Source organism: Arcicella sp. BE140 (genome assembly GCF_031456255.1).
Lineage (GTDB): Bacteria > Bacteroidota > Bacteroidia > Cytophagales > Spirosomataceae > Arcicella > Arcicella aquatica.
The window spans coordinates 118820-144842 of the sequence record NZ_JAVDUE010000002.1 but is presented as its reverse complement, the minus strand read 5'-3'; the positions used below and the strand labels follow the sequence as shown (position 1 = coordinate 144842).

21 protein-coding genes and 1 tRNA gene are annotated in these 26023 nt (G+C 35.1%); 5 read left to right on the top strand and 17 right to left on the bottom strand.

Annotated elements, in window-relative coordinates; all coding sequences use genetic code 11:
- Positions 1–27: 27 nt before the first annotated feature.
- The 5 genes from ccsA (J2Y60_RS03955) to J2Y60_RS03935 form a co-directional block, all read right to left on the bottom strand.
- Complete coding sequence (gene ccsA / locus J2Y60_RS03955) at positions 28–2601, bottom strand: cytochrome c biogenesis protein CcsA (RefSeq protein WP_309913577.1); 2574 nt, start codon at positions 2599–2601, stop codon at positions 28–30.
- Positions 2602–2733: 132 nt separating this feature from the next.
- On the bottom strand, positions 2734–3171 hold the full coding sequence (locus J2Y60_RS03950) for a cytochrome c maturation protein CcmE (RefSeq protein ID WP_309913574.1): 438 nt from the start codon (positions 3169–3171) through the stop codon (positions 2734–2736).
- A 136-nt stretch (positions 3172–3307) separates the two neighbouring features.
- A complete protein-coding gene (locus tag J2Y60_RS03945; RefSeq protein WP_309913571.1) occupies positions 3308–3529 on the bottom strand; it encodes a CcmD family protein in 222 nt (73 codons plus the stop codon).
- A 4-nt stretch (positions 3530–3533) separates the two neighbouring features.
- Positions 3534–4226, bottom strand: a complete 693-nt coding sequence (gene ccsA, locus J2Y60_RS03940; RefSeq protein ID WP_409014211.1) for a cytochrome c biogenesis protein CcsA — start codon at positions 4224–4226, stop codon at positions 3534–3536.
- 230 nt (positions 4227–4456) lie between these two features.
- Complete coding sequence (locus J2Y60_RS03935) at positions 4457–5122, bottom strand: heme exporter protein CcmB (protein ID WP_309913563.1); 666 nt, start codon at positions 5120–5122, stop codon at positions 4457–4459.
- 266 nt (positions 5123–5388) lie between these two features.
- Here J2Y60_RS03935 and J2Y60_RS03930 point away from each other — a divergent pair, with 266 nt between their 5' ends.
- Both J2Y60_RS03930 and feoB read left to right on the top strand, forming a co-directional pair.
- Positions 5389–5607, top strand: a complete 219-nt coding sequence (locus J2Y60_RS03930) for a FeoA family protein (protein ID WP_309913561.1) — start codon at positions 5389–5391, stop codon at positions 5605–5607.
- Between the two features lie 151 nt (positions 5608–5758).
- Positions 5759–7879 carry a ferrous iron transport protein B gene (gene feoB / locus J2Y60_RS03925; protein ID WP_309913557.1) on the top strand — a complete coding sequence of 707 codons (2121 nt, stop codon included), beginning with the start codon at positions 5759–5761 and terminating at the stop codon, positions 7877–7879.
- Between the two features lie 112 nt (positions 7880–7991).
- Here feoB and J2Y60_RS03920 read toward each other — a convergent pair whose 3' ends face one another.
- From J2Y60_RS03920 to J2Y60_RS03900, 5 genes are all read right to left on the bottom strand, one after another.
- Positions 7992–8375, bottom strand: a complete 384-nt coding sequence (locus tag J2Y60_RS03920) for a type II toxin-antitoxin system VapC family toxin (protein ID WP_309913554.1) — start codon at positions 8373–8375, stop codon at positions 7992–7994.
- Positions 8372–8572 carry a DUF2281 domain-containing protein gene (locus J2Y60_RS03915; RefSeq protein WP_309913551.1) on the bottom strand — a complete coding sequence of 67 codons (201 nt, stop codon included), beginning with the start codon at positions 8570–8572 and terminating at the stop codon, positions 8372–8374. The genes J2Y60_RS03920 and J2Y60_RS03915 overlap by 4 nt, the downstream gene beginning before the upstream one ends.
- Positions 8573–8652: 80 nt before the next feature.
- Positions 8653–10170 carry an NAD(P)H-hydrate dehydratase gene (locus J2Y60_RS03910; protein ID WP_309913548.1) on the bottom strand — a complete coding sequence of 506 codons (1518 nt, stop codon included), beginning with the start codon at positions 10168–10170 and terminating at the stop codon, positions 8653–8655.
- 18 nt (positions 10171–10188) lie between these two features.
- The gene (locus J2Y60_RS03905) at positions 10189–10785 is read right to left on the bottom strand and encodes a bifunctional precorrin-2 dehydrogenase/sirohydrochlorin ferrochelatase (protein ID WP_309913545.1); all 597 of its coding nucleotides are present in this window, start codon (positions 10783–10785) and stop codon (positions 10189–10191) included.
- Between the two features lie 176 nt (positions 10786–10961).
- On the bottom strand, positions 10962–12611 hold the full coding sequence (locus tag J2Y60_RS03900; RefSeq protein WP_309913542.1) for a fatty acid--CoA ligase: 1650 nt from the start codon (positions 12609–12611) through the stop codon (positions 10962–10964).
- A 435-nt stretch (positions 12612–13046) separates the two neighbouring features.
- On the opposite strand from J2Y60_RS03900, the gene J2Y60_RS03895 reads away from it, so the two are divergent.
- Together J2Y60_RS03895 and J2Y60_RS03890 are read left to right on the top strand one after the other, a co-directional pair.
- Entirely contained in the window at positions 13047–15710 is a 2664-nt protein-coding gene (locus J2Y60_RS03895; protein WP_309913538.1) for a T9SS type A sorting domain-containing protein, read from the top strand.
- Between the two features lie 107 nt (positions 15711–15817).
- Positions 15818–16861, top strand: a complete 1044-nt coding sequence (locus J2Y60_RS03890; RefSeq protein ID WP_309913536.1) for a YCF48-related protein — start codon at positions 15818–15820, stop codon at positions 16859–16861.
- 5 nt (positions 16862–16866) lie between these two features.
- On the opposite strand, the gene J2Y60_RS03885 is transcribed toward J2Y60_RS03890, so the two are convergent.
- Positions 16867–17778: a DMT family transporter gene (locus J2Y60_RS03885; RefSeq protein WP_309913535.1), complete on the bottom strand. Its 912-nt coding sequence runs from the start codon at positions 17776–17778 to the stop codon at positions 16867–16869.
- A gap of 157 nt (positions 17779–17935) precedes the next feature.
- On the bottom strand, positions 17936–19258 hold the full coding sequence (gene der, locus J2Y60_RS03880) for a ribosome biogenesis GTPase Der (RefSeq protein WP_309913531.1): 1323 nt from the start codon (positions 19256–19258) through the stop codon (positions 17936–17938).
- 130 nt (positions 19259–19388) lie between these two features.
- On the opposite strand from der, the gene J2Y60_RS03875 reads away from it, so the two are divergent.
- The gene (locus J2Y60_RS03875) at positions 19389–19568 is read left to right on the top strand and encodes a hypothetical protein (protein ID WP_309913529.1); all 180 of its coding nucleotides are present in this window, start codon (positions 19389–19391) and stop codon (positions 19566–19568) included.
- Between the two features lie 99 nt (positions 19569–19667).
- Here J2Y60_RS03875 and J2Y60_RS03870 read toward each other — a convergent pair whose 3' ends face one another.
- The 5 genes from J2Y60_RS03870 to J2Y60_RS03850 all read right to left on the bottom strand — a co-directional run bounded on the left by J2Y60_RS03870 (position 19668) and on the right by J2Y60_RS03850 (position 25478).
- Complete coding sequence (locus J2Y60_RS03870; RefSeq protein WP_309913527.1) at positions 19668–20783, bottom strand: WG repeat-containing protein; 1116 nt, start codon at positions 20781–20783, stop codon at positions 19668–19670.
- Between the two features lie 110 nt (positions 20784–20893).
- On the bottom strand, positions 20894–21799 hold the full coding sequence (gene era / locus J2Y60_RS03865) for a GTPase Era (protein ID WP_407654636.1): 906 nt from the start codon (positions 21797–21799) through the stop codon (positions 20894–20896).
- Positions 21800–21955: 156 nt separating this feature from the next.
- Positions 21956–22028, bottom strand: a tRNA-Met gene (locus tag J2Y60_RS03860).
- A gap of 166 nt (positions 22029–22194) precedes the next feature.
- On the bottom strand, positions 22195–22923 hold the full coding sequence (locus J2Y60_RS03855) for an ABC transporter ATP-binding protein (protein WP_309913524.1): 729 nt from the start codon (positions 22921–22923) through the stop codon (positions 22195–22197).
- Between the two features lie 107 nt (positions 22924–23030).
- Entirely contained in the window at positions 23031–25478 is a 2448-nt protein-coding gene (locus J2Y60_RS03850) for a hypothetical protein (RefSeq protein ID WP_309913522.1), read from the bottom strand.
- Positions 25479–26023: the final 545 nt, after the last annotated feature.

The following is a 26023-nucleotide window of genomic DNA, read 5'->3' as shown; positions in this document are numbered from 1 at the left end:
AAATCTCCAAGCGTTAACCTTTGTCACTTAAAAACCTTTATCTCTCATTAATTTAAACTCTCGGTATCTTCTGATAATGGCCATTACAAAGCCTATAATCAATACAAAAGTACCTAGCCAAAGTAGGTTGATTAATGGCTTTTTGATAGCTTTTAAGATAATAAAATCTCGTTGAGTAGTATTGATAGCAAAACCAAACTGACCAGTTTTAGGGTCGATATTTGTAAATTTAGCTCTTACCCCGATTTCATCATTTTCTATCGAAGGCATTGCCACCAAACCTTCTTTTATTACGAATACAGGATTAACTTCATAAGGTCTAAAGTCTTTGCCCATTACTTTTATGGTAGCTTGTACAGCTGCGTCGTTAGGGCCTAAAGGTTTGCCTTCATACGTATCTACACGCTTTACTTGGTCTAACACAGCCACATAGTCGTTCAAGAAGAAAGTATCTTTCAGTGCTACGGTAAAGTTTTCTGTTTTACTCCACTCCTTTTCTTCCAAATTTGGGGCTAATGCTACATAAGTGTAAAGGTCACCGCCAATCGTATGTTTCAAGGCTGGCGAAGGTGCATTACCCATTTTTTTATTAATCTGAAATCTTGGATATAGTGTTGTTATTTTCCCTTCTTTGTCTCTAAAATCAATTTCATAGAATTTATTTTCAGGGAAAACTGGTAAAGTATCGCCCGCTGAATAGTATTTCTTTCCTTGTTGAACGATGTCTTCTAAAGCTACGGCATGGAAATCATTCTCGATTAACTCTACTTGTTTCGGATGAAGGTATTCAGGCAGTTCTCGTCCTTCTACCCTTACACCTTTATAAGTAAGTGTATAATCACTCATTTCAGACGGTGTATTTAACCACAGAATGACGTTTTCTTTATTCTCTTTGTCATTATCTTTTGTAAAGGCTTCATCTTTTTCAGAAATAGCAAAACCACTATTATTGATAGACACCACTTTTGAATAACCCGAAGAAAACAAGATTCCTAACAGCATCATAGCTACGCCAATATGTGTAACTGCTCCGCCTGATAATTTATAATTTCCTTTGAAAATATCTAACAGAATACTTCCATTGGTGATGATAGAGAAAATGCCCCCAAACAATAAGGTAATGTAAGTTGGCGTACTGAAAAAATCTCCGACTTGTGTTTTAGCTGTAAAAAATATCGCTACAAATGTCAACACTAAGCTCAACAAAAGTGGTGTAAGTAAATGTTTACTAAGCGTCTCTTTCTTGATTTTTCTCCACCAAAATGCTTGTCCAATCCCAGAGAAAACAGCAATGCCTACGCCAAACCATAATTGAAATTTAGAATAATAGGTTGGTGCATCTGCGGGTGGTGCTAGTTTTGAAACAAATCCTAAGCCTTCTACAATTTTATTATACACTGGCAATGATGTAGCGGCAATAATCTGGAAAGCCGACAAGCAAAGCGTAGTAGCACCCATAAAAATCCAAAATTCACGGCTATATGTTGTTACCTCTTTATCATCTGATGGAATTTCTTTCCAACGGATGATTAGCAATACCACTGCCACGAACAAGAAGAATAACATATAAATCAATAACTGACCAGAAAGCCCTAAATCAGTAAATGAGTGAACGGATGCTTCTCCTAAAATACCACTTCTATTCAAGAAGGTTGAATACAAAACCAAGATAAATGTTGCTACGACCAAGATAAAAGAGGTACGAAGGGCAGCTTCATTATTTTTGTAGATAATCATACAGTGAATGGCTGCTATTAATACTAACCAAGGCACAAACGAAGCGTTTTCAACAGGATCCCAGTTCCAATATCCTCCAAAATTCAAGGTTTCATAAGCCCAATAGCCCCCCATAATAATACCCACGCCTAATACCAAGGCCGATACTAAAGCCCAAGGTAAAGCTGGACGAATCCATTCACTAAACTCTTTTCTCCAAAGCCCCGCAATAGCATAAGCAAAAGGAATTAAGGTAGTAGCAAAACCTAAAAACAGGGTTGGTGGGTGAATAACCATCCAATAGTTTTGAAGTAATGGGTTCAAACCGTTACCATCTTCGGGTATAAAATCTGGCTTCATCGCCCATACTGGTAGGTCGGGCATGGCTTCACGCATTAATAAAAATGGAGACGAACCTATTTTTAAATCAATCAACGGCAATACTACGCCTAAAATCATAGAACATAGAAACACCTGTACTGCCCCAAATATGGCCATTACGGGCGCTTCCCAATGTTTATTGGTATTGATTAATACGACACCCAGTACGGCATGCCAAAATATCCAAAGCAAAAAGCTACCTTCTTGACCCTCCCAAAAACAAGAAACAATATAATAAACGGGTAGCGCTTTTGATGAGTGTGACCACGCATAGTGGTATTCAAAATAATGCTTGTAAATAATGGTGTACAAGACTGCTATAACTCCTACAACTGCCGCTCCGTGGATATAAAAAGCAAAACGCGAAAAGCGTTTCCAAGAAGCTTGCTGTAATAAATCAGTCGTTTGTACTGATTTGAAGTAGCCAATTGTTGAAATTAATGATGTCACAAAGGACAAAATAATAAACAAATGACCAATATTTCCGATGGTTGTATGTAACATAAAGGGAATTGGGATTTTGGAGTAGGGTTGAATAGACCTAAATACCCACTCCAAAATTGTTGATAAAGTTGCTATCGCAATGTTCGGATAACCTAAAGCTGATGGCTGAAAGCTATTTTAATATCAAAAGAATTATGACTGTTTTTCGGGTTTTGCTTCCTTAAATTCTACTTTGCCATCTTGGTATTTTGAAGGACATTTTAGCAGAATTTTCTCACATTTAAACACATTGCCATCCATATTCCCGATAATCACCATTTGCTCTGCTCTGCCCATATCTTGTGGTTTAGGGGCATTATAGATTACTTTTTGTTCACGACCATTGTTATCAATAAGCATAAACTCTAAATGGTTGGCATCTAATACAGGGTTATAAACCAAATCTTGAATATTACCAGAAGCGTCTTTTTTTAATTTCCCAACTACGTGTACTTGGTCATTGTCTCCTGCTTTAGCCATATTTTCAGCTACAGAGAAATCAACATAAGTACTTGCTTCTGTACCTGTTGAAACAAGAATGGCAACTGCAATAGCAATTACGATAAGTCCGATGATATGAGTCTTTTTCATATTTGTGATTGAGTGAATTGTGAATGAGTGAATTGTGAGTTAGTGATTGGGCTGACAATCACATTGGCAAGCCAACATCTAACTTCTCTATTACTCATTCCAAAAAAGCTTGAAGCTTATAGCTCAAAGCTCACCGCTATTTTTTAAGTTGTTTTTCTAGCTTAGTAATCTTGCTATCAAGATTTATTAAGTAAACAATAATTCCAGCAAAAATGGTTGCAACGACTGCTACTACTACATAAATTCTACCGTCAGCAAATAATTTATCGGCCATTTCAGGTTCTCCTGCGGCATTATCCTGAGCAAAAAGGCTTACAGAAATCAGTAAGCAAATAATTAACGAAAGTGATTTTTTCATATTTCTAATCTTGATTCAATGCTATCAATTTTCTAATTCTTAGTCGTAAACTGGTAATCCAAAAAGCCAGACAAATCCAGCCAATACAGGCAGGATAAAAAACGATTCTCATTGTATGTTCCGTATCCATTGGTTTAAAACCTGGGTTTCCACCATTTCCAGGATGCAGAGAATCTGTCATTCTTGGTAAAATAATCAATAAGGGAATCAACAAAGCTACCGCAAAGATGTTATAAATTGCTGAAATCCTTGCCCTTTGCTGTTCATCTGTAAAAGAGCCTCTGAGGATAATGTAAGCGAAGTAGATTAACAGTCCAATAGCAGCTCCATTCAGTTTCACATCATTTGTCCACCAAGTACCCCAAGTATATCTTGCCCAAATACTGCCTGTTGCGATACCAACAATCCCAAAAACAATCCCTGTATTGGCATATTCAGATGCTTTATCATCAAAACTCATTAAAGGATTACGAAGATATTGGATAGAATTCCATACCGAAACACCTAGCATAGCAAACATTGCAAACCACATAGGCACATGAAAATAAAGATTACGAGCGGTTTCGTGAAGAATAGGCTGACTAGGGATACGTCCTAGAAAACCCCAAATTACTACGTAGGCCAATAGCACAACGGCCAAGATTTTATACCAGTTTTGTTTCATTATACTTATTTGTGATTGGTAAGAGTGATGAATTGTGAGCGATGAGTTTTGAATAATTCGCTGACCCGTTACTTAGCATTTTTCGCACCTCCATTTACCTAATATATTACCATCAATCTTTTATATACTTATTAATTCTTACTCGTCTATCTTACTTATTATACTACTACCTTCTATCTTGTAGTGTCTAGTATCTAAAGTCTAAAATCTAGCGTCTAACATCCTAAAGTCCAAAAATCTTCAAGTCCTAAAGTCTAGCACAATCAACTCCTCCACAAAAAAGGAAAAAGAATAATACTCAATACCAACACAATGGCATCTATCGCCAACAGCATCAATACTTCATCTAAACTGCTTGCCCTATCTAACCCATCCAAAGCATTTTTAGATATTTTCAATAACATTAATAGCATTGGTAGTATTACAGGGAAACTAAGGATAGCCATCAAGGTGGCACTGTTCTCTGCTTTAGATGCAATACCAGCAATCATTGTTAGTGTACTCGAAAACCCTACTGCCCCCAATACTATACTTGCTAAGTACAGTGGTATATCCTCTACTGGATTACCCATCACTACAGCATATACCCCAAAACCCGCCAACGCTAATACTAACATCAAAAGAGTATTATAAACAATTTTGGAAATAATAATACCTACAGGGCTAGCCAAAGTATAGTAATACAAAAGCCTTCCATATCGCTCTTGGGTAAAACTTTTGGCTATGGCATTCATTGCTGTGAATAATAAAATAATCCAAAACAGCGTATTCCACGTAATTTTATCGATTTGATTAGCTTTCATCCGAAAAGACAAATAACAAACATACACTGTACTAACAATATATAACAGCATGCCATTAAGCGCATATTTTTGTCTTAGTTCAAGCGTAATTTCCTTTTCTATTAAAGCTTTAATCTCTTTATACATGCTACGGAATAAGCAATTGTCTATTTTGCGTATTTTTTTGCAAAGTTACGACACAAACAAAACGCTTGGTCATGAAACAAAATAATATTTTGACATTCCAAAATGATTTTAGTCATTAATTGTTTCTAATGAAGGAACTCTTTGTTAATTTGCATTTGTTTTAGAATAAGTCTAAATAAATCATTTCAAGATTACATGAAATTGACCATTTGATTCTGTTTTTAGAATTGAATTTCTATTCAGTTGAGTACTGATAAATAAAGCCCATGAAAACCATTGCAGATTTACAAATAGGAGAAAGAGGAATTATCGTTAATTTTACAGACGAGGGGTTGTCCTTAAAATTACTTGAAATGGGTTGTTTACCCGGCACACAAGTAACCATGACACATATTGCTCCTTTTGGTGACCCTATTGCTGTTAAGGTTTCTGGGTATGTACTTTCGATGAGAGTAGATGAGGCCTCGACGATTGTAGTTGCTTAACAGTAATTGAAAGATGGCATTTGTGTGTTTCTGTATGAAAAGGCAATTATCAAAAACTGCAAAAATTCAGTGTCATCATCTCAATTACTGAGCTTAAAGCCTCTTTATATGAAGTTCGCTCAAAAAATTGCCGTTAATTTAATTTAAAAAATTGAAAAAATCTCCAAAAATAGCTCTCATCGGTAATCCAAACGCTGGGAAATCATCATTATTTAATTCGCTAACTGGCCTGCGTCAGAAAACAGGTAATTTTCCTGGGGTGACGATGGACAAACTAATTGGTAAATGGAAATTAGAAAGTGGGGATGATGCTGAAATTCTGGATTTGCCAGGTATCTATAGTATTTATCCTAAATCTGTGGATGAACAAGTAGTTATCAATATTTTGGCTAACCCAAAACATCCCGACTATCCAGATTTAGCCATTGTTGTGGTGGATGCATCCAACCTTAAGCGTAATTTATTGCTTTTTAGCCAAGTACGTGATTTGGGAATTCCTACTGTACTAGCGCTAAACATGATTGATGTTGCTGAAAATCAAGGAATTGTAATTAATTCTGTAAAATTAGCACGTGAGTTGAATGTTGAAATTGCCGAAGTGAATGCTAAAAAAGGCATTGGATTAAACGGTTTACGTTTGGCGGTGAATAAAACATTGGCATCTGGCTATAATTCTAATGATACCCTACCAATGACTTATTCAAGTGAATTGGTTGACGAAATCAAACAGAAATATGGCGATACTGACGATTATCATGCTTTACTCTGGCTTTCAGAACATGATAATTTAAGGCAATTCAATACCCAACAAAGAGTAGGCTTTGATGAACTGCAAACAAAGTATGGTTGGAAAACCCAAGAGGCGCAGTCAAAGGAAACTATGGCAAGGTATGCACAATTGAATGAAATTGTGGATAACTGCTTACATGAAATGCCAGTTGAAGAAGACCCTATCAATACTTGGACAGACCGCCTTGATAAAATATTCTTGCATCGTTTTTGGGGTTATTTCATTTTCTTAGCCATTCTATTTATCGTTTTCCAAGCCATTTTTACTTGGGCAACTTATCCGATGGATTTGATTGATGGAGGCATAGCCTCACTCAACGAGTTTCTCAAAGCAGAACTTCCTGATTCTAAACTAACCGATTTGCTCACCGACGGATTGATTTCGGGTATCGGTGGCGTGTTGATTTTCATTCCTCAAATTGCTTTTTTGTTCTTCTTTATTTCAATGTTGGAAGAAACAGGCTATATGTCGAGAGTAATGTTTATCATGGATAAACTCATGCGTAGATTCGGTTTGAGTGGGAAATCGGTTGTGCCTTTAATTTCAGGGGTTGCTTGTGCGGTACCAGCTATCATGAGTACGCGTAGTATTAGTTCTTGGAAAGACCGACTGATTACCATCATGGTAACGCCTTTAATGTCGTGTTCGGCACGTTTACCAATTTATACCGTGTTGATTGCCCTTGTGGTGCCAGAAACGAGTTCCTTATTTGGTATTTTCAATTTACAAGGAGTAGCCTTGTTTGCTTTGTATTTATTAGGCTTCTTTGTTGCATTGGTCTCGGCTTGGATTATGAAGCTACTTTTAAAGGTAAAAGAAAGAAGTTACTTCATTATGGAATTGCCTTCTTATAAAGGGCCAAGGTTTTCACATGTTGCCATAACAATTTGGAATTCTACTAAAGCTTTCGTTTTTCAAGCTGGTAAAATTATCGTGGCTATCTCAATCGTCCTTTGGGTATTAGCAAGTTATGGACCGGGTGATGCGATTGAACGAGCTGAAATTAAAATAAAAGCAGAAAACCCAACATTGACGGGTATCGAGTTGGAGAATAAAATAGCTTCTCAGAAATTAGAAAATTCTTATGCTGGTGTTTTTGGTAAAGTAATTGAACCAGTGATTAAGCCTTTGGGATATGATTGGAAAATTGGGATTGCCTTAATCACCTCTTTTGCTGCGCGTGAAGTATTCGTAGGTACGATGTCAACCATTTATAGTTTAGGTGGCGAAGTAGATGATGAAAACGCTACGGTAATGAACAGAATGCGTGCCGAAATCAATCCTGAAACGGGTAAACCCATGTATGATACAGCTTTGGGCTTTTCACTATTAATTTTTTATGCCTTTGCGATGCAGTGTATGAGTACGCTCGCAATTACTTATCGCGAAACTAAATCATGGAAATACCCAGCCATTCAATTATTCTATATGACTGGCCTTGCTTACATTTCAGCATTTATTGTTTATCAGGTATTGAAATAATAACGTCAATCGTTAAAAATATTGATAGAAGGCAAGCTTAGGTTTGCCTTTTTTTGTTGGCAAAAAGAATGACGCTATTTTGAATTATTGAAGGTTGTTAGCATATTTATATTCACCAAAGCAAGTCAACATGATATTCACTAAAAGAACCATCTCTACTAACGATTGTCATTTTTTCACAAAGCGTTTGAGCGATTAACATTCTATCAAAAGGGTCACGATGATGAAATGGCAGAGAAGATACACGCACAATGTGTTCTGCCAAAATCGGAAGTGTGAAGAAACCACATTCTTCAATTTTAATAATAAGTTTAGGTATATCTATGGTCATTGCTAACTTACCAAGGCTTACCTTTACAGCAATTTCCCACAGGCTTACAACACTTATATAAATTTCATTAACAGGATTTTCTATTTCTATTTTTAGTTTGTCGGGTAAATTTAAATCATTCTCAACAAACCAAATAAAGGTGTGCGTATCAAGTAACAACTTCATTCCATATATTCTTTAAAATCATCTAATGGCTCATCAAAATCATCTTGCATTTTAAATGTGCCTTTCATACACCCTGCTTTAGGATGAAGTTTAGATGATTGATATTTTTTTTCCAAAAACTCAATATAATCTATCACCTCTATTTTAAGATGTTCAGGTAAACTAGATAGTTTTGAAAATAAAGCTAAATCTGACATGTTTTTTAATTTTGCTTTAAATTAAATAATTATACGATAAAATACAAATAGTCAATCACTTACAACAATCAATCATCTCTTTACCACCTCAAGTTATCAATAATATCACTCGCAATCATAGCCATTTGTCCACGACTATTCGCTGCTAAATCTCCTGCTTCGCCATGTTTAAAAACGCCTAGAATAGCCGCTTCTTTGGCTGAATACCCTTGTGCCAATAATGCTACAATAATACCCGTCAACACATCCCCACTTCCAGCAGTTGCCATGCCTGCATTGCCTGTTGAATTAAAATAAACATCTCCTTCGGGAGTAGCAACAGCCGTTTGATAACCCTTTAATACTACAAATATTTGATGCTTTTTAGCAAACTGTTGCAGTAAGCTCAGCTTGTCATAATCATCTTTCCATGTCAATCCCAATAATTTTTGAAACTCTTTAGGATGAGGTGTCAAAATAGTATTAGGAGGCAATTGTTTTAATAAACTTCTGCCTTCTTCTGTTCCAAGTAAATTCAAAGCATCAGCATCAATGACCATTGGTTTGTTGGTAGCGGCGATTATTACGCTTTCCAACATTTTATAAACATCTGGATGTGTGCTGATACCCGGACCAATAGCAATAGCTTGATAGTGTTCGAAATCTTTTTCGGTAAAGTGTGTTGAAATAAAATCCAAGTCATCTGAAGTAGTTAGCGTCATAGCTTCTGGCACAGAAACTTGCATTATTGTATAAGCTATATCTGGCACATAACAAGTAAGTTTACCAACACCCGAACGCAAACAAGCCTTAGCAGATAAAATGGCGGCTCCCATCATTCCTTTTGATCCTCCCAATATCAGGCTATGTCCATAAGTGCCTTTGTGAGAGAATTTTTTGCGATGCTTAGGAAAAATTTGCGCTGTATAAAAATAATAAGATGGGAGTTCATTAATCATTTGCTCCTGTAAGCCAATATCAAGCACTTCCCATTCACCTACAAATTCATAATTCTGAGGCAACATCAATGCCAATTTGGGCAACTGAAAAGTAACAGTAAAATCAGGCTTGAAAATAACATCTTCTTTATCATTTGCATTATCCATAAACAACCCCGAAGCAATATCTACGGCAATTTTTATGGCTGGCGTTTCATTTAAGGTATTGATAAGTTCTTTTAAGATTCCTTCAACACACCGATTGATTCCAGCCCCTAATAGGGCATCAATGATAATGTTATTTTGTTGAATTTCCGAAAATAACGTAAAATCGTTAACGGTCTTGATGAAATTAACTTTAGCAAAACTTTGAAGGCGTTTCAGGTTTATATCAAAATCAGCACTTGTTTTGTCGGTATATTGCACAACAAAAACTTTTACACAAAAGCCCTGTTGCTTTAATAAACGAGCGATAGCTAAACCATCTCCCCCATTATTCCCCAAGCCACAAAATATGTTGACACACAATTTTGTATTCAAAAAATATTTTTGACCAAACCAATTGACAAAAGTAGCACAAGCCCTTTCCATCAAATCAATAGAAGAAATTCCTTCTTTTTGTATCGTAAAAGCATCCAAGGCTCTTATCTGACTAGCATTAAGAATTTTAAGCGTTTCCATTGATTTATTATCTATAAGTTACTTTTTATTAATCATTGTTTCTGTTACTTCATTCAACACCCTAATTTTTTCTTGAAAGTCGCCTTTAATTGACTTTCGGATTTCTCGCAAATTGTCCAATAATTGTTGAATATCATCTGGAATAATATCATCTAAAAACTCTCGCATCCTTTTTGCCATCGTGGGCGATTTTCCATTGGTCGAAATGCCTATTTTTAAATCTCCTTTTTGTACGATTGACCCTAAATAAAAATCACAAAGGGCTGGTGTATCTGCTACATTGCATAAGATGTGTCTTTCAGCGGTACTGCGTTTGATGTTTGCATGCAATTCGGGGTTATCCGTTGCCAAAATCACCAAATCTCTATTATCTAAATCATTATACTCAAAATTCCGTTCCTCTATAATTACTTGTGGAAAACTCTGCGCATATTCTCTCAATTCGGGTCTTATCATCGTTCCCACCACAGTTACTTTAGCATCAGGACTATTATTGAGCATCGCCGAAAGTTTTTCTAAACCCACATTTCCTCCGCCCACAAGCAAAACATTTAATTCTTCTAACTTAAGAAAAACGGGAAACAATCGGTTTTTTATGGAAGTATTTTGTATCATCTATTTGTTCGAATAATTGAATGAGAATGTCTATAAATATAAAATTAATATCCAACAATGGCTATTAATAAACAATTTGAAAGGCGAAGATACAAACAAAAAACCTTGCTCGGAATCCGAGCAAGGTTTCAGTAATCAAGCATTTATATAAAATCGTTATGAAAGATTTTTCTTCTTTAGATTGGCAACAAAGTCCTAATCACTTTTTTGTCAATTTTTCCGACAGATGTTTTCGGGATAGCCTTGGCGAAATCAACCGATGTTGGGATTGTCCATGCAGTGATTGTTTTATCATCCACATACTTTTGCAAGAAATTCTTTAATTCTTCTTTTGTCAGACTTTGGTCTTGTTTCAATACAATCATGGCATGTGGGCGTTCGCCCCATTTTGTATCTGGAATCCCCACTACTGCCACTTCCTGAACAGCTTCATGTTTGCCAATCAGGCTTTCCAAGGCGATAGAGCTTACCCATTCTCCTCCAGACTTAATCACATCTTTTATTCTGTCAGTTATTTTCAATGAATGATGTTGATTCATTGTAGCCACATCGCCAGTATGCAACCACCCTCCTTCCCACAAATCTTCCGACTTTTCGGGTTCATTAAAATACCCTTGTGTCAACCACGGTGTTCTTGCTGTTATTTCCCCAATTGTTTCTCCATCTTTACTAGCAATGCTTCCGTTCTCTGTTAGCAACTGTAAATCAACTAAAATAGCAGGTGTTCCAGAACGCGTACGGGCTTTCACTTGAAAATCTATATCTGGATTTTTTGCATCTTCAGGGTTCAAGTACACTGTTGATAAAATCGGACAGGTCTCAGACATCCCATATCCCGTAATTACATCTATTCCTCTTTGTAAAGCTGCTTTGGCCAAAGCCTCTGGTAAAGCAGAACCTCCAATGACTACTTTCCATTGAGATAAATTAATTTGTTGAGTAGCTGGATGTGAGACAAACATTTGTAAAATAGTAGGTACGCAATGTGAAAAGGTAACTTTTTCTTTTACAAAACACTTCAATACCATTTCAGGATCAAACTTGCCAACATACACTTGCTTAGTATTACACATCGTAGCGACATAAGGAAACCCCCATGCGTGTACATGAAACATGGGTGTAAGTGGCATATATACATCGGTATTATTAAAACGACATGCACCAGCAATCGCACTGAATGTTACGCTGATGGATAATGTATGTAACACTAACTGTCGATGAGTAAAATACACCCCTTTAGGATTGCCTGTTGTGCCTGTAGTATAAAAGGTAGTGGCTACGGCATCTTCATCAAAGTCCTCGAAGTAATATTCATCCGCAACATTTTCTAATAGAGCTTCATATTCACCTATTATTGGTAACGAAGTATTATTAATATATTCGCCGTCATCAGTACAAACAATAATACTTTTAACGGTAGTTATTTCATCAATTAAAGACGCCAAAAGTGGCAAAAAATCAACGTGACAAATAATTACTTCGTCTTCAGCATGATTAATAGTATACAATATCTGAGCAGGTGAAAGTCGCCAATTGATGGTATGTAATACATTGCCCGTCATCGGAACACCAAAGAAACATTCCAAGTATCTATGAGAATCGTAGTCCATGACAGCAACAGTTTTGCCACCATCCAGCCCCATGTTTTTCAAAACATTTGCTTGTTTTCGAACTCTTCGATTCAGTTCGAAATAATTATATCGTAACGAGTCCTTATAAACAATTTCGTTGTTAGGTTCCAAAATTGTAGAATAAGCAAGGATACTTTTAATCAATAAAGGATATTTAAAAGCGTGACTGGCTGAGGGCAACTTGCGAATATTCATTTAAAATCGTCGAGTTATCACAATTTTTTTATAAAAAATATAAAATTATTAATAATTATACAAAGGTATATGTTTTGTGAAATTAATGTAATTAAATACAATTTTTTATTTCTAAAATCACCTCAATACTATCTTAATACACGATTGACAATGGTATTAAATTGTATCAATATCCTGCAAATTTTGAAACAAATAGATTTAATAATCACTAAATCCAATACGGTAGAGCATTTAAATTATCTAAATCAAAAAGTTTAATGTTTTTTTTATGGTTTTAAGCGACTCCTGTCTTATTTTTACTCTAAACTTTACAAGGCATAGCATTTATTTAGATATTTAGAATAAAATAAGTAAATTGCTACGTGCATTTAAGCGAATTTTCTGATGCATTCTAAAATCTCAACCTAAAAATTTTACCAAAAAAAAAATTTAATTATGAACAACTTTACTCAAAGAACACTCTTAGTCATTTTGTTTCTGATAGCGTCTTTAGGTGTTGTCTTAGCGAATGGTTCCACTTCAATTTCAGAAGAGAATAAGAACTCTACAAACACCTCCATTCCAGACGCCCCAACTGTTCAATATGTAGGAATAGATAGATGTGGCTATCAATCCATTGGTGATCCTCGAAGCGTTGTAGTATTAAGATCTTCTGGTTGTAATACTGGAACAATCACTTGGTATGATTCTAATGGACGCGATTTAGGATTGAATACTCCTACTACTGAGTTAAAATTCTTAGAAATCACAGCAAATACAACGGTTTATGCTACTTGTACCATCGTAGGAAATGGTGTTAGCGCACATTCAAATCATTTGGATGTAAAATATTTATCAGCACCAACTGTTCCACACATTATTCAAGACAATAAAGTGGTTTGTGATGGTCAGACTATTTCGTTGAAATCAAGTATTACCAATCCAAACTATATATATAGATGGGAAAGAGGTGTGAGCCATGTTACTTCTGGTGCACAGTTAGACCCATCAACAAAAGGAATCGGAACACCTGAATTAACTGTTAATCAGTCAGGTTTTTATTATTTATCAATAGTATCTCCAGAATGCCCTCAGGCTCCTGCTTACGCAAGTGGTCAGGTTTATGCTGAATTTTACTCGTTGCCTAAACCTAAAATTACTGTTGAAGCACCTACTTTTTGCGAAGACATAGGTACTACGCTGAAAGTTGATAGTATTCAATTTATCAAGAATTATCAATGGTATGTAAATGGTGTAAAACAAGATAATTTAGGTACAGTAAGTCACATTGAAAAATTCAACAAAACAGCTTCTATTCAAGTAGTATCTGTAGAATCTAGAATTGGTTGTCTTTCTCCAATATCTGACGCGGTTTCTCTAAAAGCAGTTACAGTTCCTACAAAACCTGTTATTACTGCTAGTGCATTAGAATTTTGTGAAGATAAAACCGTTTCTTTAAAAGCAGATAGTAGTGCAGTAACAGCCAAATATGAATGGTATATCAATGGGGTAAAACAAGATAGCTTAGGCTCATTAAGTTCAGTAAAATCATTCAACAAAACGGCAACTATTCAAGTATTAGGTGTTGAAAAAGTATTAGAATGTCGTTCTGCACTTTCTGAACCTGTAAAATTAACAGCGCTTGTATTACCAACTAAGCCTGTTATTACCTCATCAAAAGCAAATGCCACTATTTGTGCTGGCGATACATTATCTCTTACATCAACAGCGGGCTTTAGCTACAATTGGAATACAGGGGCCACTACTAGAACCATCGCTAATATTAAAGTTGCAGGCAAATACGCTTTGCAAATAATTGATGCCAAAGGTTGTGTATCTAAATCATCAGATACTACAACGATTAAAGTAAATGCACTTCCTGCGAAACCTGTTGTTACAGCAAGTGGTCCAATCGCATTTTGTGATGGTGGATCGGTTACTTTAACATCAACCCCAAATGTTAAATATATTTGGAGTAACAATGAAACGACTCGCTCAATCACGTTAAGTACTTCTAAAGACTTGACAGTAGCTGTTATCGATGCAAATAACTGTACTTCGCCTTCGTCTGACTTAGTAAAAGTTACTGTTTATGCATTGCCTGCTAAACCAACGATTACTTCAAGTGGAAATTTATCTTTCTGTGCTGACCAAAGCGTAATTATTACTTCTTCGGATTTAATCAATGGTGAAAAAACAAAATATATATGGAGTAGTAAAGATTCAACAAAGTCTATTACAGTAAAAACTACAGGGACTTTCTCAGTAAAAGTAATTGACCCACGTGGCTGTATTTCTCCTTCATCTGACCTTGTATCAACTGTTGCTTTGCCTGTACCAGATGCACCAACGATTGCTGCTGATGGCGCAACAATATTCTGTTCAAGAAGCAATGATGATTATAGTAAAATCAATACTGTAAACTTAGTAGCAACAAGTGCTTTTGAAGTAACATGGAGTACAGGCTTTGTGGGAAAAACCCTTAATTTAACTTCTATTAATAGCCAAGGTACTTTTGTGGATATTTCAAGAGAATATACTGCATTTGCGAAAAATACTAGCACGGGTTGTATTTCACCAAAATCAGCACCGATTAACATCATTGTTAGAAACAACCCTGATGCATCAGCAGCATCTATTGAAAAAGACGGTACTTATACGTTAAAAGCGGTTAATTTCCCTGCTGGAAACGAATATGAATGGAAGTATGGTTCGGAAGTATTAGCATTCAAAGAAGGAATCATTAAAGCCAATAGATTTGGAGATTATACAGCGAGAATTAAAACATTGTTTGCGATTCCTACAGCACCTGGTGGTCAGTTAGCATGTTTTTCAAATTTCTCTAAAGCATTTTCTTTCAAAGAAGACCCAAGTTTCGCAGGATTATCTATCTATCCTAATCCAAGCAATGGTTTGTTAACCATTGAAACGTTAGCTGATTATGACAATCCAGAGATTTTGATTTACGACCTTTTAGGAAGACAGATTTATGCTGGAACTTTACCAACTATCAAAGGCAAAGTAATCATTGATTTAAGAAATAACAATGAAGGCGAATATATGCTTCGTTTCAAAGCAGCAAATTTTGATTTAACAAAACGTATTATTGTTAATAGATAATTTTAAAAAATCATGTTAAAGCCTTCTCAACAAAATTGAGAAGGCTTTTTTATTGGGCTTTTTTGTACATTCGTAATACAAATCATTTAACATTAAATCTTTCATCAATGACAAACCTTAAACACTTTTTCTTTTTAATACTGACATTGGTTTCTATCCATACCCATGCTCAATGGCTTAAACAAAATATCAATACGGATGCAAGCTTTAGGGCGGTGCATGCCGTATCAGATAAAATCGTTTGGATTGGTGGCTCAAAAGGGACTTTTATTAAAACGATTGATGGAGGAAAAACTTGGGAGGTAAAGCAAGTTCCTGAAGCCGAAAAATTGGATTTTAGAGACGTCCATGCTTTCGATGCAAACAAGGCTATATTGGTGAGTGCAGGCGAGGCCGAAAAAGGAAATGCTAAAATATACCGTACTGAGGATGGTGGTAAAAGTTGGAATATCGTTTACCAAACTAATGAAAAAGGCGTTTTCTTTGACGGTATCGATTTCTGGGATAAACAAAATGGTATCGCTTTTAGTGACCCTATTAACGGGCATTTCTTTATTATTAAAACAAAAGATGGTGGCAAGACTTGGACACCGATTAATCCAGAGAATATTCCTTCCAACCAAGAAGGCGAAGCAGCCTTTGCAGCCAGTGGAACAAGTTTGATTGTTTCAGGAAAAAGCAATGTATATATATGCACTGGTGGAGCAAAAAATTCAAGAATTTTCAGAAGTACTGACCAAGGTAATAATTGGGAAGTAATTAACACAACGATGTCGGCGAGCCAAGCCAGTGGATTATTTGGTATGAGGTTTTGGGATATTAATCATGGCATTGCTGTGGGTGGTGATTATTTAGAAGTTAATAAAGCCATTCCGAATGTTTTGCTGACAAGTGATGGTGGTAAAACTTGGGTTGATGCACCCCAAACAAACCCTGCGGGTTTAAAAGAAGGGGTAGCTGTTTATAAGAAAAAAATCCTGATAGCCGTTGGGCCATCAGGAACTAGTTATTCAAAAGATTTTGGAAAGTCGTGGAAAACGATTGATACCTCAGCATTTCATGCCATTAGTACTATGGGAAATGGCATTTGGGCAGTTGGAGGAAGAGGGAACATCGCCAAATTAGATACATCTTTTTTAGAAAAAGAATAAAGCTATTATTTCCCTTTCCAAGAAATCATTAATACGCCAGATAACACCACAAAGGTTCCTGCTAATTGCCAAGCAGTAATACTTTCATCTAAAAAAATATTCGCCATAATAATGGTGGCTACTGGCCCGACACTTCCAATAATAGACGCATTGCCTGAGCCAATGCGTCTTATTCCTTCAGAAATCATAAACGAAGGAATAACCGTAGAAAATACAGCCATCGCAAGGCTCAGCCAATAAGCTCCTGCTTCATAAGAGAATAACCCCTTCCCTACTGAAACTAAGTAATGTACGATGACCATACCCGTAGAAATAAGCATGGCATAGCAAGTAAATCGGAGCGCACCAACTTTTTGAATCATTTCGCCACTGCCAATTAAGTATAAGGCATAGGTAAAGGCACTCAAGAAAATCAGGATTGAGCCTATCACTAAGTCTTTTTGCAAACCTAATTGCAAGTCTGGGACAAAAGCAATCGCTACGCCGAGATAGGTAATTATTAAAGCTATGTACTGAATTTTATAAATAGGCTTCTTTAAAAAAATGGCAGATATGATTACTACAATAGTAGGATATATAAAAAGGATAAGGCGTTCTACACTGGCAGTAATATAATTTAAACCCCAGAAATCAAAAAGTGAAGCCAAATAATACCCGACTAACCCAATAGCAAACATCCAAAACCATTGTCGTGTAGTGAGCTTTACTTGGTCTTGTTGCTTTTGCTGTTGAAAGAATAGAATTATCAGATAAAATGGTGCTGAGAACAACATTCTTAGGGCTAACAAAGAAACAGTATCTACGTTATAATGTAGATAATTATACTTTACCAGAACAGCTTTTCCTGCAAATAAAATTGCGCCTGTCAATACTAACATTACTCCAACAAAATACTGAAACTTGCTTTTTTTCGTCATGGTTTATTTAAAATTAAGGTAAAAACAAAAAGACCTTTCACATTGCTGAGAAAGGTCTTTTCAATAAATTCATATCAAATAGTTACTTATCTCATGCCTTGGGGGCTGATAGCGAGAAGTAACCAAGATGCTGAAATCATTTTCATGATGTTTATTATTATTTTTTTCTAAAAAATATCTGAATCGGTACACCATTAAAATCAAAGTGCTCACGCATTTGATTTTCTAAATAACGTTCGTAAGACTCACGAATATACTGTGGTAAGTTACAGAACATTACAAAAGATGGCGCTTTAGTTGGTAATTGAGTCATGTATTTGATTTTGATATACTTTCCTTTCCAAGCTGGCGGAGGATAGTTTTCAATCACTTTTAACATCACATCATTCAATTTAGAAGTAGGAATTTTTCGGGTTTTATTTTCATATACCTCCAAAACTTTTTCTACTGCTTGGAAAATACGCTGCTTATCTTTTACTGAAGTGAAGATAATTGGCATATAATTGATTGGTGCCATTCTTTGACGAACCGCATCTTCAATACGTTTTGCTGTCATTGAATCTTTCTCAACCAAATCCCACTTATTAATCATCAACACGATACCTTTTTTAGCTTTATCAGCCATTGATATGATGTTCATATCTTGTGCTTGTAAACCCGTTTGGACATCAATCGTTGTAGCATCAACAATAATCACTGCTACATCACATTCTTCCATTGCTTTGATTGAACGCAATATTGAATAATATTCAATGTTATCATCAATCCTAGCTTTTCTACGAATACCCGCAGTATCTGTAATGATAAAATCCTTACCAAATAAGGTATAGTGATTATCAATGGCATCGCGCGTTGTACCCGCTATATCTGTTACGATACTTCTTTCTTTTCCTAATAGCGCATTCAAGAAAGATGATTTACCTACGTTTGGTTTACCTAAAATAGCAATTTTAGGAATACCAGCATTCGGGTTTTCAATTCCTTCTTCAGGGAAATGGCTCACTACAGCATCTAATAAATCTCCTGTTCCCGAACCACTTTCTGCTGCAATAGGATAAGGCTCGCCCATTCCTAATTCATAAAACTCAACAGCTTCCATACCTTTTTCATAAGTATCAGCTTTATTGGCTACAATATAAACAGGTTTTTTTGAACGACGAAGCACTTTAGCAAAGTCTTTATCTAAATCGGTTACTCCTGTAGAACAATCTACTACAAACAAGCATACGTCAGCTTCTTCGATTGCCATTTCTACTTGTTCACGGATGGCACCTTCAAAGGTATCATCAGAACCATGTACATATCCACCAGTATCAATAATGGTGAAAAATTTACCAATCCATTCACCATATCCATAGTGACGGTCACGTGTAACGCCTGAAACGTTATCCATAATGGCCTTTTTCTGTTCGATAAGGCGATTAAAAAGGGTAGATTTACCCACGTTTGGGCGACCTACAATTGCAACAATGTTTGACATTTTTTAATTTTTTGAGCTGTTCCCTGCGTACCTTTTATGATTAATTTCCTGAATATCAGTCGCTCAATCTTGGCTTAACAAGCACCTCAACGTTAAAGATTACAATATACTGTTAAAAATTAGGGGTAGAATGGCTGTAAGCTATCAGCTATCAGCTATCAGCTATCAGCTATCAGCTATCAGCTATCAGCTATCAGCTATCAGCTATCAGCTATCAGCTATCAGCTATCAGCATTTAGCTTTGAGAGAGCTTTCAGTTGATGTAAAAACGATTATTTATTTTAATTTAAAGCCGAAATCTGAATTCTGATTTTCGACTGCCAGATTAATCTTGGACTTGAAGTAGTAACAAAATGTAAAATTTTTAAATTAATGAAAAATAAATGTTTTGTAATTAAGTTTCAAAAAGCTACTTTTTTTTCTTATTGATGGAATTCAAAATTTTCTTTTCAAAAATTTTGAATCTATATGTATTTACATCGTTAAAGTCATTGTAATCAGTGGTAATAAAATAATTCGAATTAACTTGTTCTATTTTTTTATATGCAATAGGTAAAATCATTTTAGATGCTTTTAAAGAATAAAGCCCTACAGGTTTAGTTATGTACCAATCTTTTTCTGCTATTACTAATACATCATCAAAAATATTTAGAATGTCATAGGGTAATTGTATTAAATCTTTTCCTGTAGAGAAATCATAAATTGCTTGTTTAATTTCGTAAGGATCATCAGGATTAACACGCTTATTATAAATCATTTTATTTCCTATCAATTTTACAATCCATTGGTCTTTTCTGCTGTAAATTTTCTTTCCTGAATCAAATTTAATAAAATGACTTTCTTCCTCAGAGTTTTCAGCATACTTTGTAGCAGTAGGTACTATTTCAAAATACTCTGTATTGTCATAATCTTTGTACCAATAATCATTACTCATAGGAATAATCCATTTATTCTCGTAAGACAATAGCCCTCCTCCTTTTTTATCATATTCGTCACCTTCGCTTACCCAATAATATCCATTATTAAAACTATGTACAAATTTATATTGCTTTAGTACTGCCTCCATTTCAGATTCTGAAGAACTTACATACTCAGTTTGAAAATCATCCATCTGTATTAAATTACTCTTTGAATTATCGACAGCTTTTACGAAACTCCATTTTTTGTTCTCACAATCATATTGAGGCATTAATTCTGAGTTAATTGGAAAAATCTCTTTACCATCAAAATCAACAACACCATATTTTTTCCCTTTCTGTAATATCAAATATTCTCTTTTAAAAGAATCACAGTTTTTACCAATTACTCTATCACATTGATATATTTTTGTGTTCAAAGGGTGGGTAATAAATAAACCGTTATGTAAGGTTATAATTATTGAAGTTTCGCCATTCCCAAATTTACCGTAATTTGAAATTTCATACTTCCCAGTTCCTTCAAAAACAAGATTCAAATCAAATTGTCCTTGTCCAATTGTATTAAATATGTTACAAAAAAAGAGAATTGTAATTAAGTTTGCTTTCATTTGATTATTATTAAAGGAGTAAAAATTAAATATGTAAAAGCTAAAATATTAAAAAATTATAGGTTCTTGTTATAAATGAAATAAAAAATATACAAAACGTCTTATATTCATTAGTCTTGACTATAACCAAATGATTTTACTTTTTGTGCTTTTGAACGCCAATCTGGTTCTACTTTGATAAATTGCTCTAAGAACACTTTTTTACCAAAGAATTTCTCCATCGCTTCACGTGCCTGAGTACCTACCTTTTTGATAGATTCTCCTTTGTGTCCAATCAAAATGGCTCTTTGCGTTACTCTTTCCACATAAATTTCCGCCGAGATTCTGATAAGATTGTCTTCTTCTTTGAAAGAGACGATTACTACTTCGCAAGAATAAGGAATCTCTTTTTTATAGTTCAAGAAGATTTTCTCTCTTAAAATCTCTGATGCAAAAAAACGTTCGGGCTTATCAGTTAATTCCTCTTTATCAAAATACGGAGGATGTAATGGCAATTGTTCAACGATAGAATCAAAAATCTGACCAATATTTTCTTCTTTCAAGGCAGAAATCGGAATAATAGCTTGTGTTGGGAAACGTTCGCGCCAATGGGCTATCTTTTCTTCAACCTGTTCTGGAGTTGCTAAATCAATCTTGTTAATTAACAACAAAACTGGTACGTGGTCTATTCTTGCTAGTTTATTGATAACATCGTCTTCATCATACTTCTCAAAAATATCTGTAACAAACAATATCACATCGGCATCTTCTAAAGAACTATGCACGAAAGTCATCATTGATTTATGTAACTCGTATTTTGGAAGAATAATTCCAGGGGTATCAGAGTAAACTAATTGAAAATCAGTCCCTTTATGCGTACCATTCAAGATACCCATGATACGATGGCGAGTAGTTTGTGCCTTTGAAGTAATAATTGAAAGGCGTTCACCCACCAAGACATTCATCAAAGTAGATTTTCCAACGTTTGGTTTTCCGACAATACTGACAAAGCCAGCTTTATGATTAATTGTTTCCATCATTATCCTCGTTTATTTGTCAAAATTACTGAAATCAGTAGAGGAAGGAATCAAGATAGTTTTGGGGAGTAGCTAACGAGTTCCCTACGGGATGACAAAACGAATTGTATTAATTTTAAAATAAAAAGACGAGTCGTATGACTCGTCTTCTCTCTGTAGCAGGAACAGGACTCGAACCTGTGACCTTTGGGTTATGAGCCCAACGAGCTACCTACTGCTCCATCCTGCGGTGTTGTTTCCATTTGATTGGACTGCAAAGGTACGAAACTTATTTTATTCTGCAAGCATTCACTGAAATAAAAAACTAAAATATTTTATATTTAATTTATAAAATACTTCAAACGAATGATAATCAGCAATTTACAATTTAAAAAAAACTTCAAATTATTTCATTTTCAATGTCCTTCAAGACCTGCCATCAAGTCTTTTGCCTTTTTAACATTGTTATTTATCTTATCAGATTCCACTAAACCATCGCGCAATCTTACAATTCTGTGTGCATATTGAGCAATATCATCTTCGTGCGTTACCATTACTATGGTGTTGCCTTTAGAATAAAGCTGATCGAACAAATCCATGATTTCGTAAGATGTCTTTGAATCTAAGTTACCTGTTGGCTCATCGGCTAACAAAATAGAAGGATCGTTTACTAATGCTCTAGCAATGGCTACACGTTGGCGTTGTCCCCCCGAAAGCTCATTAGGTTTGTGTCCAGCACGGTTTTCTAGTCCAACACCTTTTAGGGCTAACATCGCTTTCTCAATACGGTCGGCTTTATTATAACCAGCATAAATCAATGGCAGTGCTACGTTTTCTAAAGAAGATTGGCGAGGCAATAAGTTGAACGTTTGAAAAACAAACCCAATTTCCTTATTACGAACAGTGGCCAATTCATTTTCAGACATTTCACTTACATCTTGATTATTTAGTATATACCTGCCAGTAGAAGGGGTATCCAAACAACCAATAATGTTCATCAATGTAGATTTCCCTGAACCCGACGGCCCCATAAAGGCTACATATTCGCCTTTACTCACTGAAATACTTACATCTTTCAAGGCTTGAATTACTTCTGCACCCATTACATAACGTCTGGAGATATGGCTAGTTTCAATAATTTTCATTTTTCCTGAGTGGTAAAGATTTGTATTTAATAGGCTGATGAAAGAAAATGCAATTTATTTTTCTTTTTTTGACCCACTAATAGTTTACATTAAACAAACTTAAAAAATTACTGAAAACCAGCACTTACCTTTTCTATGGATTGTATTTTAGCTTGGTAGGTCGGCAGAAAACGCTGATAGTCGGTTGGAGATAATTTTTGTAATATCTTCAATCCATCTGTTGCGTAATCTTTCATCCCAATTTCTAAGGCTTGTAGAATATATAATTGATATAAAACGGGCGAGTCTTTCCGCCAAGTTATCGCATTCAATACGGCCTGATAAGCCTTTTCTCCTTGTTTCTGTTGATTAAAAATTTGTATGGCTTTTTGTACTACCAATTCATTAAGGGGGTGTTGTTTCAACCCATCAGTGGTCAGGTTTTTCAACGCTGAAATATCTACTTTTTCCACAGATTCTTTTTTCAACAAAGTATTTAATAATAATTGATAATACTTCCCTTTTTTATCAGTAGAATCGGCAGCGGCTAAAGAATACAGGCTTTGGAAAGTCGATATTTTATCCCCTTTATAATATTCCTGAACAATGTTTGCAAAGTGTAAATCCTCCGCATGCACTTCATTGTCTTCTAATTCTGATAATCGAAGCAAAGGGAATCTTTCACCTTTTGACTTCTGAAAAAGTGTTTGGTTATATATCCAAGCGAAGTCTGATATATTGCTCAATACAGAATCTGGCGATAATATTACCTTCCAATCATCCTTTGAAGCACCTTCCACATTAGCAATATTCTTAAGCGCAGCAATATTAGCCTGATAGGAAGCATATTGAATATTTTCAGGCTTGGCTAGTAACTCCTTTATGGTTTGTTTCTTTCCATTCATTGCCCAAAATGCTAAAAGATTACTTGACGGAACTGCTGGTTTTTGGGCATTCTTAATCGCCATGTCGTAATACAACACCGTAGAATCTATCAAATTAGATTTGTTGTATAAATAGGCTAGATTATTCTGTAATTCACCCGAATTAGGGAATTTTTGTAATCCTTCTTTCAGCGTAAACATGGCATCAAAAAAATGTTCTTCTTCATAAAAAGAACGGCTCAAGCCTTCATAAGCAAAGACAGAAGGGTTTTTCGCTAAAGCTTTTCTAAAATAAAGGGCTGCTCTTTCATTATCATTTTGCCATAGTGCCAAAGATGCCAAGGCATAATTGGTTTTATGGTTTCGATATTCATAGATTAGCGCTGACTGGTATTCAGATTCTGCTATTCTAAATTGCTTATCAAAAGCATAATAATCGCCCAAGGCGTTATAATATGCGGCATTGGCTTGTTGGAATGGAAAGAAATTTTTCAGCACCAACAGTGCGGCAATCACGATAACAGATAATACTCTGGTAGTCCAAATAGGTAAGTTTAAGGGTTTAAAAACTACTTTATGTACCTCAAAACCTTGCTTAAAAATAGGTAAGAAGTTTACTAAAACATACATAAAAAACAATAGTCCCATTGCCAAATGGGTATAGGTAATGGCATCTTCTAATACCTCAATCATTGGGTCATTTCCTGTAGCAAAGGCTTGTCCGTTAGTGGCAAAAGTAATGATGGCCAAGCCGAGGTAAATAAATGCTCCTGACGATTCAAAATCAATAATTTCTTTATTGCCAGCTAATCTTTTTTTGAAACCCCAAATACCTAATGTTGTGGATACAACAAGTAATATAAAGGGGTTGATGTAAATCATTTCCCAATCAATGGTTTTATTGTTATGCAAAAAAACTAACAACACATTGATAAGGTAAATAGCGGAAATCAAGATAAAGTTCTTTAAAGCCTGCGGACTCTTAGCAGACGTCGTAAGCACTACAAAACCTTGGACGATTTCGTAGGCAATCATAAAAATAAATACGGTACTCAATATCATTGCACCTGCTGTTCGGTAACTGGCTAATAGTAAAAAAGGACTATTTACCTTGGCAGTATAAGCAATGAATAAGGTTACTAGTACTGTTATCAATAAGAAACTTATAAACCTTGTAAGAATATTAATAGCTGGGCGAAAAGCATGAAAGTAATAACTAAGCCCTGCATAGAGGACAATCAAACTAATGGTAAAATATCGGTTAGTTACATTATACAATAACTCAAAATTGAAAGTAACCAATAGTAAAATAACAAGCCCCATCGCCATTAAATACCAAAAGCGTGCAAGTGCTGAAAGTGCCGAAACGATTAAGACAGCACCGAAGGCAAAAAGTCCTATAAAAACATAATTACCAAGAAGATTAATCTCCATGGTCGATGCTAAGAACTGCTCGGTAACAATAAAAGTTTTGGTAGGAAACGAAAGCGTTTCTTTGCCTATATTAAATTGGTCTAGAATAAAAGGCACTTCTCCTAGTTCACTGAGTATGTTCCAATGGATGACATTTTCTAAGCCTTTAAAATAAAAGAAAATGAAGGCAATTAGGGTCAATAATAAAATACTTAATGAAAAAAAATAAAGTATGCGAGAAGGTTTCTGCCAGTTTCTCCAGAATTGTATTGAATGCATATTGATACGATAATTAAAGCTTTATTAAGGCAAGGCGATTAAGCTGTTTTAAAAAATATCATGTTATTCATTCTCTAGCGAGGGACATACGTCCCTCGCTAGAGAATGAATGAACTTAGCAGTAATGTTTTTGCTAATACTACTAATGCACAAATTTGGTAATTATTATGCTTTGTTGAAAGTCTGGCAAATTATTTACAGTTTAAAGTATTTTTTCATCCAAACTTCCTTAAGTCTATAGGAAATAACATTATAGTAAACCGTCAAAATTACTGAATTTGCAAAAAGAGTTGGAAATGGATACTTTTAAGAAGATATTGAGCAAAAAGTGATTATGTCCTAAAAACCATGAAAAAATCATAATTTTTAAGGCTCACTCTTAAACCAATCCAACAAAACGATACTTTTTAAGCAAAAAATATGGTAAAAATCCAAAAACAGAATTGTTAATTTGAATTTTACCAAGTAGTTTTGCAGTCTGAAATACTACGTTAAGTACATAAAAAACGTAATCACTTGACAATCAGATAACAAAATCACAATAC